Origin of the sequence: Serratia sp. FDAARGOS_506, from assembly GCF_003812745.1 — a bacterium.
In the GTDB taxonomy this organism is placed as follows: Bacteria; Pseudomonadota; Gammaproteobacteria; order Enterobacterales; family Enterobacteriaceae; genus Serratia.
Map to the genome: position 1 here is coordinate 531,723 of NZ_CP033831.1, position 18,145 is coordinate 549,867.

General features: G+C 61.6%; 11 protein-coding genes. All 11 read right to left on the reverse strand.

Going from position 1 to position 18,145, the window contains the following annotated elements:
- Positions 1-35: 35 nt before the first annotated feature.
- The 11 genes from recD to ptsP all read right to left on the reverse strand — a co-directional run bounded on the left by recD (position 36) and on the right by ptsP (position 18,138).
- The gene (recD, locus tag EGY12_RS02835; protein ID WP_123892498.1) at positions 36-1,886 is read right to left on the reverse strand and encodes an exodeoxyribonuclease V subunit alpha; all 1,851 of its coding nucleotides are present in this window, start codon (positions 1,884-1,886) and stop codon (positions 36-38) included.
- Positions 1,883-5,434: an exodeoxyribonuclease V subunit beta gene (recB, locus tag EGY12_RS02840; protein WP_123892499.1), complete on the reverse strand. Its 3,552-nt coding sequence runs from the start codon at positions 5,432-5,434 to the stop codon at positions 1,883-1,885. Before recB ends, recD begins: the two co-directional genes overlap by 4 nt.
- The gene (ptrA, locus tag EGY12_RS02845) at positions 5,431-8,319 is read right to left on the reverse strand and encodes a pitrilysin (RefSeq protein ID WP_123895545.1); all 2,889 of its coding nucleotides are present in this window, start codon (positions 8,317-8,319) and stop codon (positions 5,431-5,433) included. Before ptrA ends, recB begins: the two co-directional genes overlap by 4 nt.
- Before the next feature lie 232 nt (positions 8,320-8,551).
- Complete coding sequence (gene recC / locus EGY12_RS02850) at positions 8,552-11,923, reverse strand: exodeoxyribonuclease V subunit gamma (protein WP_123892500.1); 3,372 nt, start codon at positions 11,921-11,923, stop codon at positions 8,552-8,554.
- Between the two features lie 32 nt (positions 11,924-11,955).
- A complete protein-coding gene (locus tag EGY12_RS02855) occupies positions 11,956-12,312 on the reverse strand; it encodes a prepilin-type N-terminal cleavage/methylation domain-containing protein (RefSeq protein WP_123892501.1) in 357 nt (118 codons plus the stop codon).
- Positions 12,302-12,748, reverse strand: coding sequence for a YgdB family protein (locus EGY12_RS02860; RefSeq protein ID WP_123892502.1), 447 nt, complete (start codon positions 12,746-12,748; stop codon positions 12,302-12,304). The genes EGY12_RS02855 and EGY12_RS02860 overlap by 11 nt, the downstream gene beginning before the upstream one ends.
- Entirely contained in the window at positions 12,745-13,323 is a 579-nt protein-coding gene (locus EGY12_RS02865) for a prepilin peptidase-dependent protein (protein ID WP_123892503.1), read from the reverse strand. Before EGY12_RS02865 ends, EGY12_RS02860 begins: the two co-directional genes overlap by 4 nt.
- Complete coding sequence (locus EGY12_RS02870) at positions 13,317-13,820, reverse strand: prepilin peptidase-dependent protein (protein ID WP_123892504.1); 504 nt, start codon at positions 13,818-13,820, stop codon at positions 13,317-13,319. The genes EGY12_RS02865 and EGY12_RS02870 overlap by 7 nt, the downstream gene beginning before the upstream one ends.
- A 174-nt stretch (positions 13,821-13,994) precedes the next feature.
- Entirely contained in the window at positions 13,995-14,789 is a 795-nt protein-coding gene (thyA, locus tag EGY12_RS02875; protein ID WP_073533029.1) for a thymidylate synthase, read from the reverse strand.
- A gap of 7 nt (positions 14,790-14,796) precedes the next feature.
- The gene (gene lgt / locus EGY12_RS02880; protein ID WP_015378920.1) at positions 14,797-15,669 is read right to left on the reverse strand and encodes a prolipoprotein diacylglyceryl transferase; all 873 of its coding nucleotides are present in this window, start codon (positions 15,667-15,669) and stop codon (positions 14,797-14,799) included.
- Positions 15,670-15,891: 222 nt separating this feature from the next.
- On the reverse strand, positions 15,892-18,138 hold the full coding sequence (gene ptsP, locus EGY12_RS02885; protein WP_123892505.1) for a phosphoenolpyruvate--protein phosphotransferase: 2,247 nt from the start codon (positions 18,136-18,138) through the stop codon (positions 15,892-15,894).
- Positions 18,139-18,145 lie beyond the last annotated feature (7 nt).

Below are 18,145 nucleotides of genomic sequence, written 5' to 3' on the forward strand. Positions count from 1 at the left end.
CACGCGGGCGCGGCCGTTGCCGCGCTCCTTCCCGTTTATTCCGTCACCTGCAACCGCTCAGCCAATCCGCTGCGGCGCTGGGTCGGCGTGCGAATGGCCCGCAGCAGCACCGCCTCTGTGGCATACAGCGAAAGCTGCTTACGTGCGCGAGTAATCGCGGTATAGACCAATTCACGCGTCAGCACCGGCAGGAAATGGTTCGGCAACACCAGAACCGTATGGTCAAACTCCGAGCCCTGGGACTTGTGCACCGTCATGGCATACGCGGTTTCATGCGCCGGCAAACGGCTTGGCTGCACCGACTTGATGCTGCCGTCCGGCAGTTGGAAATGCACGCGCAGATCGCCGTGCTCATCCGGCAGCGTAATGCCTATATCCCCATTGAACAGCCCCAGCGCGCTGTCATTGCGGCCGATCATCACCGGCCGCCCTTGGTACCAGCGGCCCAGTACACCCGGCTTACGCTCAATCAAACCGGCGCGCTGTAGCCCGAGCTCAATACGTTCATTCAGGCCGGCAACGCCGAACGGCCCTTCACGCAGCGCACACAGCACCTGAAAACGGCCAAAGGCCGCCAGCACCGCCACCGCGTCCGCGCCTTCGGCGGTGAGCCGCAGATAGTCGCGATAGCCCGCCACGCAGACATCCAACAGCGCCTGATACTCTTCGCTCGTCGCCAGCGCATAGCCCGCGACATCGCCGAAACTGCCGTTCAAGGCCATTAGCGCACGATCCCCCGCACCGGCGTTGACCGCCAACGCCAACTGACCGATGCCGGAGCGGGCGTCAAAGCGATAGCTCTTGCGCAGCAGACACAGGCTGTCACGCACCGTTGCTTCCGCGTCGGCCTGCTGCCCAGCGAGCGAACAGCCGGTCAGGCGGCTCAGCTCTGCGGCACGCGCATCGCTGTATCCCTGCTCGGCAAAACGGCAAATATCGCCCAGCACCGCGCCGGCCTCCACCGAGGCCAACTGATCGCGGTCGCCGAGGAAAATCACCCGCGCCCGATCGGGCAGCGCGGCAATCAGGCGTGCCATCATCGGCAGGTCGACCATCGAGGCCTCATCCACCACCAGCACATCCAAATGCAGCCGGTTGCCACGGTGATAGCGCATGCGCTGACTGTTCGGTTGCGCCCCCAACAGACGGTGCAACGTCGCCGCCTCTGTCGGGAACAGCGCTTGCTGAGCCGGGGTCAGCGACAACTGACGGCTGGCGCTGCCAAGCGACTCCGTCAGGCGCGCCGCCGCCTTGCCGGTCGGTGCCGCCAGTTGGATACGCAAACGCGCGCTTTCATCCAGCTGCACCAGCGCCGCCAACAGTTTGGCGACGGTGGTAGTTTTACCGGTACCAGGCCCACCGGAAATCACCGCGATGCGCCGCGTGGCGGCCACCGCGGCGGCGATTTTCTGCCAATCGGGTTCGCCGCTTGCCGCGCCGAACAAACGGTCGAGAATAGTACGCAGCTCAGCCTCCGGCACCGCCAGTGACTCGCCTTCGCCGCCGATAAACGCCGCCACTTCACCTTCGTTTTGCCACATGCGTTGCAGATACAGGCGCGGCCCGCGCAGCACCAGCGGCGTAGCGCCGCTGCCGTCCCCGACCGCCGCGCTGGCCGCCAGGCGCCGTTGCCAATGCGCGCTATCCGGCCGCCCGGCCGCCTCCCACGCCGCCAGCGCCAACGCCGGCTGGCGCCCTTCAAACAGCGTGTCAGCCTGCAGTTGTTCCAGCATCAGGCAAACGTGACCGGCCCCCGCCTCTGCGCTCAGGCAGGCGGCGGCCAACAAAATATCGGGCTCGTCGTCGTTCGCCACCACGCGGGCGAACTGCACGTCCAGCGGGCGCAGCGCGCCAAGCGCCACAGCCTGCTCCAGCAGTGCGATCATGATCCTTCCTCCGTCACCGCAGCTTCGCCGCTGAACAAGCGATCCATCCCTTCCACCAACTCAAACTCGGGGAGACAGGTGAAAATGCCGTTGCCCGGGTGCGCTGCATCCACACCGCGCAGGAACAGATAAATCACCCCGCCAAAATGGCGCCGATAATCGTAATCCGGCAACCGATGACGCAGATAACGATGCAGCGCCAGCGTATACAGCTGGTATTGCAGATCGTAACGATGCTCCGCCATCGCCTGCTCCATCGCCGGCTGGGTATAGGCGCTGCTGTCTTCCCCCAGCCAGTTGGACTTGTAGTCCAGCAGGTAGTATTTGCCCTGCCAACAGAACACCAGGTCGATAAAGCCTTTCAGCATGCCCTGCACCTGATGAAAATCCAGCGCCGGACAGCGGGCGGAAAGCGGATCGTAACGCTTCACCAGGGCATCGAGCTCCTTCGCCTGCAACAGCCGGTTGATCGGCAAATAGAACTGCAGCTCGGCCTGCTTGTGCTGCGGTGCCAGCGCCGCCAGCGTCACGCCGCTGTCATCGAGCGACGTATTGAGCAATACCTGCATCCACGCCAGCAAAATCGGCTGCCAATGTTCGGCGAACCCTTGCTGCTGCAGCTGTTCCAGCAGCCACTGTTCGTCGAGCGGCTGGGTGAAGTCCAGCGTTTCAAACAGGCTGTGCAGGAAGGTGCCGGGCGTTGCGCCGCGCGGGAAGGTATGTGGTGTAAGCGCTGGCTCACTTTCTTCCCCGCGCTCGCCCGCAGCGTCGACATCCAAACGCGGCAGCAGATCCTGCATCAGGCTCGCGCCGTGCTGCTGCAAACCGGTATAGCTGGTCACTCGCCAAAAATCCTGGATCCGCCGGGTAAAACTTTTCGCCGCCAGCGCTTCAGCCAGTGCCGCCTGGGGCTGCCAGGGCGACTCGTCCGGCGGTTCCACCAGAGACAGCGCGATGCCGCCGCCCGCCAATTGCTGCAACCGCTCCTGCAGATACACGGCGTCGCCGGCCCGCCCGCCCTGCACCAGATAACCCAATGCGCTGCGGTGCAGATCGGTATCGCCCTGTTTCTTGCGCGTACCCTGGAACAACGGTGCGATGCCGATGCTGCAGTGGTACACCGAACGGGTCAGCGCCACGTACAGCAGGCGCAAGTCTTCCGCCAACCGCTCCTCCTCTGCCCAAGCCTGGCTCTCTTCATTGGCGTCGAGATCCAGCAATGCCTGGAAGCTGTGGCGATCGTGATACAGCGCCTGTTGCTGCTGGCGGAAATTGCCGACGAACGGCAGCCACACCAGATCGAATTCCAGCCCCTTGGACTTGTGGATGGTGATCACCTGCACCAGATGCCGGTCACTCTCCAGTCGCAGCTGCTGATTATCGGACTGGCGATTAGGCTGGGCAATCTGCTGCGCCAGCCAGCGCACCAGCGCATGTTCGCTGTCGAGCTGCGCCGCCGCCTCCTGCAACAGCTCCCCCAGGTGCAGCACGTCGGTCAATCGACGCTCGCCGCCGGCGCTGGCCAGCAGGTTCTCCGCCAGCTGGCGCGCTTTCATCACCTCGCTCAGCATCGGCAACACGCCGCGGCGCAGCCAGAGCGTGCGGTAGTAGTCGAACTCGTTAACCAGCGCGTCCCAGGCGCGCTCATCGCGGCTCAGGCCGTCCAGCGTCGGCGCGTCCAACCCCATCAGCCCGGTGGCCATGGCGCTGCGCAGCGTGCGCTCCTGTTCCGGCGCCAACACTGCCTGCAGTAACCACAGCAGATCTTTGGCCTCCGGGGTGTCGAACACGCTGTCGCGGTTGGACAGGTAGACCGACGGAATAGAAAGCGCGCTCAGCGCATCGCGCACCAACGCCGCCTCATTGCGGCTGCGCACCAGCACCGTGATATCGGAAGCTTGTACCGGCCGTGGCTCCTTGCCAACATGCAGCCACGCCTGGCCCTGCTGCCCAGCGCTGAGCCAGTCGCGAATTTGCGTGGCGCACAGGCGCGCCATCACCTGTTGGTAATCACTTACACCGGCGCCTTCCCCCTGCTGCAGCCAGAACTGCATCGCCGGTTGCGGCTTGCCGTGCAGATCAAACGCCAGCCCTTGGTTCTTTTCCGCCGCGTTAACCTCAATAAAGGGGATTTGGCCGAACAGGAAAGGCTTTTCTACCTGAGAAAACAGGTGATTGACGCTGGCGACCATCGACGGCGACGAGCGCCAGTTGGTCTCCAGCGTATAGTGGGCGCTCACCTCTGAACGCGCCCGCATATAGGTAAAGATATCAGCGCCGCGGAAGGCGTAAATCGCCTGCTTGGGATCGCCGATCAGCAGCAGGCCGCAATCGGGCCGGCCGACGTAAAGTTTTTGAAAGATGCGATATTGTTGCGGATCGGTATCCTGGAACTCATCGATCATCGCCACCGGGTAGCGCTGGCGGATCGCCTGCGCCAGCTGTTCACCACCGCCGCTTTGCAGGGCGCCGTCCAGCCGGCTGAGCAGGTCGTCAAACCCCAGCTCGGCGCGTTGGCGCTTTTCTTGTTGAATGGAGGTGCGAATCTCACTGAGCGCGCGCGCCATGATCAGGTCGCGCAGCGTCAACGGTTCATCGAACAACTCGTCGATCGCCGTGAACAGCGCATGCCGCGGCGGTTCGCCTTTCTTGGTCTTCTCCAGCAGCACCGACTGGCGAAATTTATCCAGCTCCTTCGGCAGCTGGTAGTCCTGAGTCTCCAACCCGCTCCATTCGCCGACCTTGTTCAGCCAGTTCGGCAGGTGTTTGCTGCTGTAACTGCGTTTATCGACGCCGGACTGGGCGATCAACGCCTCCAGCTCACCCGCCGCCGCCCGCCATTGCGCCTTGATGGCATCGATGCGCGCGACAATCTGCTCGTGGCGCATCAGAACGGTTTCTTCCTCTTTCGGCGGCCGGCGCAGCGCCGGCGCTTCACCGTGCAGATAGCCGGAGAGATCGGCCAGCAACGCTTCCGGGCCGCTCCACTCTTGGCTGACCGCGCGCGCGACGCCCAGCGGCAACGGATAGCAGTGGCGACGCCAGAAATCCGCACAGGCCTGCCGCCGCAGCGGCAGCTCATCCTGCACCAGCGTTTGTTCAAACAGCATGCCGGACTCGAAGGCGTTGTGCGTCAGCATTCGTTGGCAAAAGCCGTGGATAGTGTAAATCGCCGCTTCGTCCATCTGCCGCTCTGCCGCCAGCAGCTGCGAGGCGGCGTCGGTCAAATCGTCAATTTCAGCCATCAGCGCCGAAAACAGCGGGTTGACGCTGACACCGCGCACGCAAGCGATGCGCAGTCCGTGGATATTGTCGCGGATACGCCCGCGCAGCTCCTCGGTGGCGGCCTCGGTAAAGGTCACCACCAGGATTTCTTCAACCGTCAACGGGCGGGGAAACGCCGCTTCACCGCCCAATCCCAGCAGCAAACGCAGGTACAGCGCGCCGATGGTAAAGGTTTTGCCGGTGCCCGCCGACGCTTCTATCAGGCGTTCGCCGAACAGCGGCAGCGTCAGCGGCTCCAGCCTCTGCGGGGCAGTTTCCGTCATGGCGTCGCCACTTTGCGCGGCAGGATCTGCTGCAATGCAGACGCGTTCGGATAAGTGACCCAGTCCTTAGGCGCCGCGTAATCCGCTTTGTCTTGCCCGCTGCCGCTAACCTGCGACAGCACCGCCAGCCCCTGTGGCTGGATCACCGCCTGGTGGAAATAATCCGCCAGTTTGGCCGGCGTCAGCTGTTGCACCTGCGCAATCAGCTTTTGACGAGTATCGAAGGCGAAATTGCCGCGATCGAAATCGTTGGCGAACCGGCTGGCCTCTTCGCTCAGGGTTTGCGGCCGCTGCTTCAACTCATTGATGAGTGCCTGTTTGTACTGCTCAAAGTCCGCCTCGCTCATGTCGCGCAGACGCTTCTCGGTTTTCGGGTAGAAATCCTGATAGCGCTGGTACAGATAGGCCGGCTGCTTGCTGTTGCTCTGCAACAGGAAGCCCACGCCCCACTGGCGCCCCACCGATATCGGGAAGGCGAAGACCGCATACCCCAATTGTTCCTGAGTACGCAGCTGGCTGTAGAACCACGGCTGAATAATCTGCCCCAGCAGCGAGCTGTAGGCCATGCCGGTCACTTCGTCATAGCCGGTCGGCACATAGACCGCCGCCAGCGCCGAGTCGGTGCTGCTACCCACCTGTTGCAGGTTGGCCAGCTGATTCTTGTCTACCACCACATCTTCGCCGTGCCACCATTCGATGCCGGTACAGCCCAGGCGATGTTTCAGCGTCGATGCCAACGTGTCGACCTGCTGCTTGCTCATGTTGCCCACCACCAGCAGCTCCGGCGTGGCCTCGGCCAGCAGGCTGTCGCGATAGGCCAGCACGTCTTTCAGCGTCAACGTTTTCAGCACTTCGCGGCGCTCGCTGCGTTCGGAATACGGCACGCGAGAAACCATTTGCACCGGCTGAATGGCCAGCTCGAACGCCTTGCCCTTCTCGGCAGCGTCCAACTGCTCCAGATACCAGGATTTGGCCTGCGCAAGCTGATCTTCCGTCGGCGTGAAGCTGGAATAGCCCTCGATCAGCGCCGTCAGCAACTGCGGCAAACGCTGGGTAAAACCGTTGGCGTTAAACATCAGGCCGTTGTTCGGCGAGGTCGAGAAGCTCAGCCCGCCGACCGATGCTTGATAGCTCAGCTGATCCAGCGCAAGGCCGGCCAGATAATCCGTCAGCGAGAACAGCACCTGGTTACGCGCGGAATCCATGGTCTTGGCGTTGCGGAAAGCAACGGTGACGTCGGCCTTCGGCTCGTCGGCGAAGTAACGGCTCGGCATGTACAGCACGCGCAGGCCAGGTTTATCCACCACCATTTCCGGCTTTTTGAACTCGTGCGACGGCTTGGTCAGAGTAAAGTCATCCGGGATATACGGGTTGAGCGCCGGCAACGACAGGGAAATACCGCTCGCCAACTGCTGCCACTGCGTAAAGCGCTGCGGCGTGATTTTGTCGACCTGGTAAGGCGCGTTAACGAAATAGGCCGTCTTGTTGTGCGGTTCATCCGGGCTGACGAACCAGATGCGCGCGTTTTGCGGCGTCATGGCATCCAGGCGTTCGGCGATCGCCTTAGGATCATAGCGGTCGGCCAGGTAAGGCGCGTCCAGCGCATGCTCAACCGGCACGCGCAGCATGGTGTCCACCAGCCATTCGATGTAGTCCATGTCACGCGTGATCGACGGATAACGGAAATCCAGATTCAGAACATGCGAGATCTCATCGAAATAGCTCTGTTTGATGCCTTCGCTGCGCAGCATTTTCAGGTAGTTGAAAATGGCGGCGACGACTTCGTCGCGCTGGGCCAGGCCTTTGTCGGTCAGGGAGACGCTGATGGCGAAGACGCCGCCGTTGCGATCGACCATCGGATCGGCGCCGGCATTGATGGCGTCCGCCAGCCCCTGCTTCTGCAGCCAGTCAGACAGGGTGTTCTTGCTGCGGTTGCCGATCAGGTAGCTGATGTAGGTATCGGTTTTACTGCGAAACGCGGCGCTGTTGTTATCGATGCGGAACTCGACCTTCAGCTGCTTGCGCGGCTGCGCCGGCACATAGTGAATGATGATGCCCTGCTGTTCCGGCGTCACGGCCGGCACGGTGATCGGCGGCACGCTGGCGTCGTGATTCGGCACGCGGCCAAAGGTTTTCGCCGCAATATCAGCCAGCTGCGGCAACGGCTGATTGCCGTACAAAACGCCCATCATCAGGTTGGCGGAGTAGTAGCGTTTATAGAAGGCGGTCAGCTCATCGTGCAGCTTGCTGGCCGGCTTGTCTTTCAGCGTATCGAGATTGCCGCCGGAAAAGCGCGCGCTCGGATGCGCCGGGTTAAGGGTTTCCGCGCCGACCTGCGCCATACGCATGCCGTCGCGCGAACGCGCCATCGTCAATTCGGCGTTCACCGCATTGCGCTCACGATCGGCATTGCCCGGATCCAGCAGCGGCTCGGCAATGGCGTCGGCCATGCGATCGACCGCCGGCTCCAGCGCGTCATTTTCCACTTCCAGATAGAAGGCGGTGCGATAAGAAGCCGTGCTGGCGTTGTGGCTGCCACCGTGCTTTTTCAGGAATTCGGACAGGTTCTCCGGCTCTGGATAACGTTTGGAGCCCATCAGCACCATATGCTCCAGATAGTGCGCCAAGCCCAGTTGGCTGTTCGGATCTTCGAGCGACCCGACCGGCAATGCCAGCGCCGCCAGCGATTTCGGTGCCTGGGTATCAGACACCAGCAACACCGTCATGCCGTTAGCCAACTTGATCGCTTCATACTGACGCGGATCGTGTTCGCTCTTGTTGATCTTCTCCGCCAGCGGTTGCCATCCTTGCGCGGCCCAACTCAACGGTGCCCAACACATAGCCAATAATACCAGCCCGGTGATACGGGCCAACTGTCTGCGCATATCCAAAATGAACCCCTATTCTGACGTCGCTACGCCCACTCCCTGACGTTGGCGACGTGCATCAAAACCACATAACCAAATCTTTACTCGCCGGGTTCTCCGCCAATATAGCGGCTCGAAAAACGGCGAGCATATACCTGTACGTTATGTAAGACCGGGAATTACCCCAATGGTTGAATATAACCTTCGTTATTTTTACCACCTCCCGCCACACAGCACCACCGGGGGATTGTTACCCCTGGTTATGCCGCGCCACCGGTAGCAGATAACGCTCTGTTTCAGCCAGTATTTGCGCCAGGTACTCATTGTCTAACTGACGGAACACTCGCTGCACGTAGGGATCTTCCCCTTCTCCGGGAATCCGCTGATCGCCCTGCCAGGCCTGCAGCAGTTTGGCTCGAGCCTTGGTTTGTGCTTCTTCCGCCCAGTCTATTTCCTGCGTTTCCGGCAGATAGCACTGGCTCAGCCATGCCCAGCCACTCTTATTCAGCAACAGCAGCGGCTCACACAGGCCGCGCTGATAGCCAGCCAACAGTTCTGCCAGTTGCGCCTGCGCCTCATCAGGCGCCAATGCGGCAAAGCGCCAGGCAGAGTTCTTGCGGCCATACATGCGGCTCTCGCCGGTGCCGCCGGCACAGCAATACACCAAATGCTCCAACCACAGCAATATGCCGTCCACCGCCGACAGCGTAGCGGGCCGCCAGCGCAACAGGCCGTCATCCTGTACCTGATGCAGCCAGCCGCTGAGGCGCACGCCGGCGATATCGATATCCAGCTCCAGGCTATGGCTCTCTGTGCGTTCCGCGCTCACCTGCTCGGCCAGTTCGCTCATCTCTTCCTGCTGCTTTTGCCAATAGATTTCGCCGAAAGCGCCATAGGGCAAGCCGCCGGCGGCGCGCACCCGCTGGAACAATCGTTCGGGATCGTCGCCGTCTATCAGCGTATTCAGCAGTTGGCTGTTGAACTGATAGCGGCTGAGGTTATCCAGCGTGAAAGGCTCTTCGTCCGGCAGCTCGGTCTCTTCCAGGATAAAACTGACGCCCAACCGCAGTTGGAAAAACGCGCGAATCGGATGGCGGTAAAACCGCAGCAGCTCATCCAACGATATTTGCTGCAGCGCTTCGGCCGGCAGCGGCTGGTTGAACGCCGGATGCGCCGCACCGCGGCCATCAGCGGCGGGCAACCACTCGGCGGCATAGCTTTGCTCCTCCGAGCCCGGCAAGAAATTCTCGGCGGCGAACGGCATGCGCGCGTGCCACTTCAGCAAGTGCTCACCAACCCGCCGGGCGCTGTCGTCTGCGCTAAGTTCCTCATCTCCCGGCAGGCAATAGCTTTGCTCCAGGTACTCCAGCAGCTCGGTGACCAGCACCGAAGGGTAGCGCGGGCTGTTGTCCTGGATGGAACGGCCGATGAAGCTGATATACAGCTTCTGCTGAGCGGACAGAATCGCTTCCAGGAATAGATAACGGTCGTCATCGCGACGGCTACGGTCGCCGCGTTTTACCTGCTGCGCCATCAGATCGAAGCCCAGCGGCGGCAGCGTGCGTGGATACACGCCGTCGTTCATACCCAGCAGGCACACTACCTTGAACGGAATGGAACGCATCGGCATCAATGTACAGAAGTTGATTTGCCCGGCGAGGAAGCGCTGGCTAATACGCTCCTGATCGAGACGTGCCGCCAGATCGTCGCGCAGAATGGTCAATGGCACCGCATCGGGATAGCGCGCCGCCAGGCCAAAATTGATGGCCTGCTGCCACTGCTGTTCGATCAGCGCCAGCACGACTTCGGTGTCGCTGTCCGCAGCGAAGAAGGCATCGAGCAGTTGCCGGCACAGCGGCAGCCACGCCTCGAGCGGGCGGGCTTCGCTCAAGACTTGCCGCCAGTGGCTGAGCTGCGCCAGCAGATCCGCCAACTGCCCCGCCAACTCGGCGACCAACCCGCTCGATTCATCGTAAGGTAAAATGCCCTGCCAATCGCCGGCATTGCTGTCCATCGCGTAGCCGAGCAGCATGCGCGTAATGCCGAAGCGCCAGGTATGTTGGCCGGTGGCGGGCAGATCCAGTTCACGCACGTTATCGTCGTCCAGGCCCCAGCGCACGCCGGATTCACCGACCCAATGACGCAACAGGCGCAGCCCCTCTTCGCCAATGGCGAAACGGGCGGCCAATGCCGGCACCTCCAGCAGCGCCAACACCTGTTCCGAAGTAAAGCGGCTTTGCGGCAGATCGAGCAGTGAAATGAACGCCTGCAGCGCCGGATGCGCCTGGCGCGCTTTACGGTCGGAAATGGCAAACGGCAGGTAGCGCTCGGCGGGGGCATTGCCGAACACCGCCTGAATATAAGGCGTGTAGCTGTCGATATCCGCCACCATCACGATGATGTCACGCGGCGTCAACGACGGATCCTGTGCCAGCATGCTCAGTAGTTGATCGTGTAAAACTTCCACTTCCCGCTGCGGGCTGTGACAAGCGTGCAGGCTGAGGGAGCGGTCGTTCTCATCGAGCAGCCGCTTGCTGAAGCTGCTTTCCAGCGTTTCCGCGGTAATACCGATCACCGCATGGTCTTCCAGCTCCAGCATATCGCGCTGAACGGCGTGCAGCATGGTATCGGCCGGGATATCGACAAAGGCGTCGACCTCTTGCGCTCCCTCCATCTGCGACAACAGATAGAGGTGATCGCGCCCCAGCTTGCCCCAGGAGGCCAGTAGTGGGTTGCTGAGCTGCTGCTGGCCTGCGGCGTCAAACAGGCGCGCCGCGTCATCCGGCTCGCGGAACAGCCCCTGCTCACGAGCCTGGTGGTAGTGACGGCGCTTGCGGCTCTGCAAACGAGCCAGAAAGGCGTAATCCTGAATGTCGCCCCAGTAATAGCGACAGGGGTTGGTGAACATCAGGTGGATATCGATATGCCGCCCCAGCGCCTGCAGCGCCTCCAGATAGACCGGCGGCAACGCCGAGATGCCGCAGATAAACACCCGCGGCGGTAAACCGGGCGGGCACGTTTTTGCCTGCTCCAGCGCGTGGATAAAGCGGCTGTACAGATTGGCGCGGTGCCATTCCGGCTGCCCCAGCTCGCGCGTGTACTCCACCAGCCGCGCCCAAAGCGGCGCCTGCCATTGCTGAGCCTCCGCCAGCCCGTCAATGCGCTCGCCGCGCTGCCAGCTCTCCAGCCACTGCGGGCGATAGACCAAATACTGGTCGAACAGGTCGGCAACCCGGCCGGCCAACTGGTGAATCTTGCGCTTGTCGCCGTCATCGGTCAGATAGTGCTGCAGTGGCGCAAACGCCGGCTGGGTCAGCATCTCCGGCAGCAACCACATCAGCTTCCAGGTCATGGCGTCCTTGCTGAAGGCGCTCTCTTTCGGGATATCCGGCAACACCCGGGTGAACATGTCCCAAATAAAGGTCGCCGGCAGCGGAAACGCGACATTGGCGGCGATGCCAAACTGTTCCGCCAGCTGCATCTGCAGCCATTGCGCCATTCCGGGGCTTTGCACCAGCACCACTTCCTGTTGAAAAGGATCGGCCAACGGATCTCTGGCTATCAGCGCGCTGGTCAGCGTTTTCAACAAATCCAGCTGATTGGAATGATAAACCGTGAACATCAAGGCTCCTTTAAAACAAAAGACATACCGGCTTAAAAGCGGGTGCAATACCAGCGGCTCAGCGTTGCCCACTGCCGCTGCGGCGTTTGTACTCTGACCATCAATCGACGGCAATCACTATCCACATCGCCAAGCGCCGTCTCGCGTCGCCAACCTTCCAGCAGCGGTTCTTCCTCGAGCCGCCCGGTGACGGCGAACGCCTCTAGCTGCTGATGTGCCAGCACCCATGCTTGCCGGTAGTGCCACTGGCGCTGGAACGACTGCAACAGCACCTGATGATACTGTAACAAGCCAAGCAGCGACACCGAGAACAACAAGGCCGCCACCAACACTTCCGGCAGACTGAAGCCGTTGCGGGATATCCGCGCTGCCCGAGCGTTAACCGCCACAGTCGGCCAACCTTTTCTCGGGGCAAAAATCCAGCCGACCGCCCGGCTGCGCTTGCACCTTGCCAGTGGCCTCCGCGCCGTTAAAGGCGCCCCATTGATACAGCCACAGCGGTTCACCGCCACGCATCTCACCAAGGCCACGTACCGTCACGACGCCCGCTCTGGCAGACAGCCGAGCGCAGGCCGTCAGTTCCGCGCGCTGCCTGCATGACCAGGCCGCCGCACTCAGCTCGGCGCGCGGCCATTGCTGGCTCATGCCCCAGCTCAGCGCCGAAGCGGCCTGATTGTAAGCCTGAAGGTAGCGCTGCTGATCGGAGGCCAGTAGCAGAGCGTTATCCAATTGCCGATGTTGAGCATTGAGCAACATCAGCCCCAACGCCAACAGCAACACCACCGCCGCCAGGGTGCTACCGCCTCGCTGAGTGCGACGGTTCATGGCAGTGCCGCCATTTCGACGCTCCCGTTCAGGCTACGCCCGATACGCGCATCGCTGGCGGAGCGCCCCGCCAGCGTCAGGCGAGCCAAGGTCGAACCGTGCTCGCCCCGCTCTATCGCCACGTGAAACCGCTCAATGCGCACTTCGTCATGATCGAGCAGCCGCTCCCAGCCGCCGCCATCGCATTGGCTCACGCCGCGCTGCCCTTCCAAGCCGCCATTGCGCAGCCGGTAACCGAAATAGCCCGCATCCTCGCCCGAAGTGAGCCATTGCCCGCTGCGAGCGATGTCGTAGGCGACGATAACGCAGCTGCCCACCGATTCTCCCGCAGCCTGGCCGATCAGCAGCGGCCGGCCGGCGCACTGCCCGGCGCAAAAGCCGGCGCGGCGCAGATCTTTCTCAATGCCGAACGCCAACTGCCGCAGCGTTGATTCCAGCCGGAAATGCTGGCTTACAGCCACGTTTTGCTGGCGCAACAGTGGGTAGGTTTTTGCCGCACCGAGCGCGATCACGCTACCGAATACCAACGCCAACATCACTTCCGGCAAGGTAAACCCGCGTTCGCAAGTCAACATAGCGCGATGCCCCTGACCCGTTGCCCTTCGCTGCACAAACGCAGCCGGCCTCGGGCGGACAGCACCAACCGCAGGCTGCCTGCCTCGTTGCTGAGAAGGATGTGCCCCGCCTGCGCGGTATTGCGCAAACCGTAAAACCCAATCTCTTTGCCGGTGTAGCCGCTCAACGCGACGTCGCGATAAGACGGCGAGAAAACAGAGCCCTCGGCAGAACCGCAATCCGGCGGCGGCACGCCACCGCCCAGACACCAGGGCGTGCTGTTCTTGAACCACAGTAACGTCGTGCGGTTACGCCAGTTGGCGTCCGCCTGCAAGCGCAGTAGAAACGCCAGCAGCTGTTGAGCCGTGTGTTCCAGCCGCAACGCTTGCTGATGATGGCGCCATTGCCCGACGCCCCAGCCGGTGAGCATGCCGGCGATCAGAATCGCCACCAACAGCTCAATCAGCGTCATGCCGCGCTGGCGATCATCGATGTTCGAGAGAGTATTGTCGTTCATGCCGCCAGTGTAAGGGCCGTAGCAACGCGGTAAAGCCACATGCGCAAGCGCTGCGGCAAGCTGCGCAATGTTTCCTCCACGACGGCAGGCGGCGACAAAAAAATGCGGCGCGGTACGCAATGCGGATAAAAAAAGGGGCGCAATCGCTGCGCCCCTGGTGTGATGCGGTTAAGGTCAGATCGCAACCGGCGCCTTGATGGCCGGATGCGGATCGTAACCTTCGATCTCGAAGTCTTCGAAACGGTAATCGAACAGCGAAGCCGGTTTGCGTTTGATCACCAGTTTCGGCAACGGACGCGGTTCACGCGTCAGCTGCAGCTGAGTCTGTTCCATGTGGTTGCTGTACAGGTGGGTATCGCCGCCGGTCCAGACGAAATCGCCCACTTCCAGATCGCACTGCTGCGCCATCATGTGCACCAACAGCGCGTAACTGGCGATGTTGAACGGCAGGCCGAGGAAGACGTCGCAGGAACGCTGATACAGCTGGCAAGAGAGCTTGCCGTCCGCTACGTAGAACTGGAAGAACGCGTGGCACGGCGCCAACGCCATCTGATCCAGCTCGCCGACGTTCCAGGCGGAAACGATGATGCGGCGCGAATCCGGATCTTGCTTCAGCTGTTGGAGCACGTTGCTCAGTTGATCGATCTGACGGCCATCCGCTGCGCCCCAAGAGCGCCACTGTTTGCCGTACACCGGGCCAAGATCGCCGTTTTCATCGGCCCACTCGTCCCAAATGGTGACCTTGTTGTCACGCAGGTAGGCGATGTTGGTATCGCCGTTCAGGAACCATAACAGCTCATGAATGATCGAACGCAGGTGACATTTCTTGGTGGTCACCAACGGGAAGCCTTCCTGCAAGTTGAAACGCATCTGGTGGCCGAAAATCGACAACGTGCCAGTGCCGGTACGGTCGGCTTTAGGGGTGCCCTCGGCGAGCACCTTGTTCATCAAATCCAGATACTGTTTCATTTGTCCCTCACGACAGTTGTTGCTGCGGGCGACGACGGTACGCCCAAATCATCATAATAACACCGGCCACCACCATCGGGATGGACAGGATCTGCCCCATGCTGATCACGCCGTCGAACAGGCCGAGCTGGGCATCCGGCTGGCGGAACGCTTCAACGATGATGCGGAATGCACCATAACCGATCAGGAACAGGCCTGATACTGCGCCCATCGGCCGCGGCTTGCGGATGAACAGGTTCAGAATGATAAACAGCACCACGCCTTCCAGCAGCAGCTCATACAGCTGCGACGGGTGGCGCGGCAGCACGCCGTACTGATTCAGCAGCGGCAGCAGAGAAGGATCGGCGGCGGCGAGAGCCACGTCTTCGCTGCGCGAGCTTGGGAACAGCATCGCCCAAGGGGTATCGGTGGTCACACGGCCCCACAGTTCACCGTTGATGAAGTTGCCGAGGCGGCCGGCGCCCAGGCCGAACGGGATCAATGGCGCGATGAAATCGGAAACCTGGAAGAAGGTGCGTTTGGTGCGACGAGCGAACCAGAACATCACCAGAATCACCCCCATCAAGCCACCGTGGAACGACATGCCGCCATCCCAGACCTTGAACAAATAGAGCGGGTTATCCAGGAACAGGGGCAGGTTGTAGAACAGCACATAGCCTACGCGGCCGCCAACGAATACGCCCAGGAAACCGGCGTAGAGCAGGTTTTCCACTTCGTCTTTGGTCCAGCCGCTGCCCGGTTTGTTGGCGCGGCGCACTGCCAGCCACATGGCAAAAACGAAGCCGACCAGGTACATCAGACCGTACCAATGCAGAGAAACCGGGCCAATGGAGAAAATGACCGGATCGAATTTAGGAAACGCCAGATAGCTATTGCTCATCTATCACCACAACATGTCTGTTATTTTTCCCCATGCGGGGGCGGCAGGTGCCAAGCGGCGACGGAGATTATCCCGCGCCTTGCAAACGGCGGCATTGGCCGCTGTGGTGTGCAAGGCAACGAGCATACGCCGCGCTGAGGTTGCGCATCATAACATAGGCTTAGCGCGGTCCGGTCCGGCAGGGCGGGAAAAGTTCTGTAAAAAAATCACACCGCGCGGCGGCTATCGGCCCCCGCGGATTAGCCCGCCCATGCCGCGCCGCTCCATAAATGCCGCCACCAGATGGCGCACCTCGGTGGTCATCTGGGTGTTCAACACCCGCTGCGCCAACACTTCGGCGTCGGAAAGCTCGATATGCCGCAGCAGGTATTTGATGCGCGCCACGCTGCGGCCGTTCATGCTCAGATTACGATAGCCCATGCCCACCAGCAACAGCGCGCCCATGGGGTCGCCGGCCAACTCTCCGCAGAGGCTAAGCTGCAACCCGGCCGCTTTCCCCTGCTCGGCGATCAATTTCAGCACTTGCAACATTGCGGGGTGCAAACTGTCATACAGCGAGGCGACGCGGGTGTTGTTGCGATCCACCGCCAGCAGATACTGGGTCAAGTCGTTGGTGCCGACCGAGATGAAATCAACGCGCCCTGCCAAATGCGGGATCAGGAAAATCATCGACGGCACTTCCAGCATCACGCCGATTTTCGGTTTCGGGATCGCGTAGCCGAGTACCTCTTCCACCTCGCGCCCGGCGCGGTCAATCAAGCGTTTGGCCTCGTCGACCTCTTCCAGGCTGGTGACCATCGGCAACAGAATGCCCAGGTTGCCGGTGCCGGCGTTGGCGCGCAGCATCGCGCGCACCTGAATCAAAAAGATCTCCGGCTGATCCAGGGTGATGCGGATGCCGCGCCAACCCAGGCAGGGGTTCTCTTCACTGATCGGCATATAGGGCAGCTGCTTGTCGGCGCCGATATCCAGAGTGCGCAGCGTGACCGGCTTGCTCGGGTAAAGCTGCAGCATGCCCTGGTACTGGGCGACCTGCTCCTCTTCGGAAGGGAAGCCGCTTTGCAGCATGAACGGGATTTCGGTGCGGTATAGCCCCACGCCATCCACCCGGCCGCCCAACAGCTGTTCATGTTCCGGGCTGAGGCCGGCATTCAGCATCACCTGAATGCGCTCGCCGCTTTTCAATTGCGCCGGCTGCTCGACGTCATCTTCCGCCAGCTTGCTCAGCTCAAGTTCTTCGCTGATCAGCCGTTGATATTCCTGCACCAGCACCGGCTCAGGATCGACCAGCAGTTCACCGCGATAGCCATCGACGATCAGCAGCCGCTGGCTGAGCAAAGAAGGTTGGATGTCGGCGCCCATCACCGTCGGCACCCCCATCGCACGCACCAAAATCGCCGCATGCGAGTTGGCGGCACCGTCGCGCACCACCACGCCGACCAGGCGATCCTGCGGCACTTCGGCCAGCAACGTCGCGGTCAGTTCATCCGCCACCAGCACAAAACGCGCCGGCCACTGGGTGGCGCCCTGGGTGGTGTCGTCGAGGTGGAACAGCAGGCGCTGGCCCAGCGCGCGCAGGTCGCTGCCGCGCTCGCGCATGTAGGTGTCCTGCAGTTTGGCGAACTGCTCGGCAAAGGTTTCTATCACCTGTTTCACCGCCCACTCCGCCACCGAACCGTTGTCGATTTCGGCGAACAGTTCACGCTTGAGGCGGGCGTCGTTTAACAGGTGAGAATAAAGATCGAAGATCGCCGCACTCTCTTTTTGCGAGCTGGCGGCAAAACGCTTGCTGAAACGGCGAAATTCCGCGCCGGCCTCTTCCAGCGCCAATGTCAGACGCTCGCGCTCGCTGGCGGTGTCCAGCGTCGACGCGCGGTAAACCTGATCGAGCGAAGGTTGGCTGCTGTCCTGCCACCCTTCCGCCACCGCCACGCCGGGCGAGGCCGCCAGCGCACGCACGCGCGTTTGGCGATACTGGCCGAAAATGGCGTTAAGCTGCGACTGCGAAAGGATCCCGGCCATCTGCGTGGCCAGGGTTACCATGAAAGACTCTTCGCTTTCGTCGAACTGGCGCAGTTCGCGCTGCTGCACCACCAGCACGCCCAGCAGCTGGCGCCGATGAATGATCGGCACCCCGAGGAAGGATCGGAAACGATCCTCTTTCACCTGCGGAACGTATTTGAAACTGGGGTGGCTTTGGGCATCGGCCAGGTTAATAGGCTCGGCCCGGCGGCCGACCAACCCGACGACGCCCTCGTCAAACGCCAATGCGATAGTGCGCCCACGCGGCTTTTTCAGCCCGCGCGTGGCCATCAGGTAGTAGCAGCGGCGATCGTTGTCCGCCAGGTAGATGGAGCACACTTCGGTGTCCATCGCCAGACAGGTTTCATTGACCAGCAGATCCAGCGCATCCGTCAGACTGGCCGCCGCGGCCACCTTCTCTACAATTTCTCGCAAGCGCGTGAGCATAGTCTGC

Bases quoted from the DNA above. Each gene is read 5' to 3' on its own strand.
- recD (WP_123892498.1), bottom strand. From the start codon at position 1,886: ATGATCGCACTGCTGGAGCAGGCTGTGGCGCTTGGCGCGCTGCGCCCG.
- recB (WP_123892499.1), bottom strand. From the start codon at position 5,434: ATGACGGAAACTGCCCCGCAGAGGCTGGAGCCGCTGACGCTGCCGCTG.
- ptrA (WP_123895545.1), bottom strand. From the start codon at position 8,319: ATGCGCAGACAGTTGGCCCGTATCACCGGGCTGGTATTATTGGCTATG.
- recC (WP_123892500.1), bottom strand. From the start codon at position 11,923: ATGTTCACGGTTTATCATTCCAATCAGCTGGATTTGTTGAAAACGCTG.
- EGY12_RS02860 (WP_123892502.1), bottom strand. From the start codon at position 12,748: ATGAACCGTCGCACTCAGCGAGGCGGTAGCACCCTGGCGGCGGTGGTG.
- EGY12_RS02865 (WP_123892503.1), bottom strand. From the start codon at position 13,323: ATGTTGACTTGCGAACGCGGGTTTACCTTGCCGGAAGTGATGTTGGCG.
- EGY12_RS02870 (WP_123892504.1), bottom strand. From the start codon at position 13,820: ATGAACGACAATACTCTCTCGAACATCGATGATCGCCAGCGCGGCATG.
- thyA (WP_073533029.1), bottom strand. From the start codon at position 14,789: ATGAAACAGTATCTGGATTTGATGAACAAGGTGCTCGCCGAGGGCACC.
- lgt (WP_015378920.1), bottom strand. From the start codon at position 15,669: ATGAGCAATAGCTATCTGGCGTTTCCTAAATTCGATCCGGTCATTTTC.
- ptsP (WP_123892505.1), bottom strand. From the start codon at position 18,138: ATGCTCACGCGCTTGCGAGAAATTGTAGAGAAGGTGGCCGCGGCGGCC.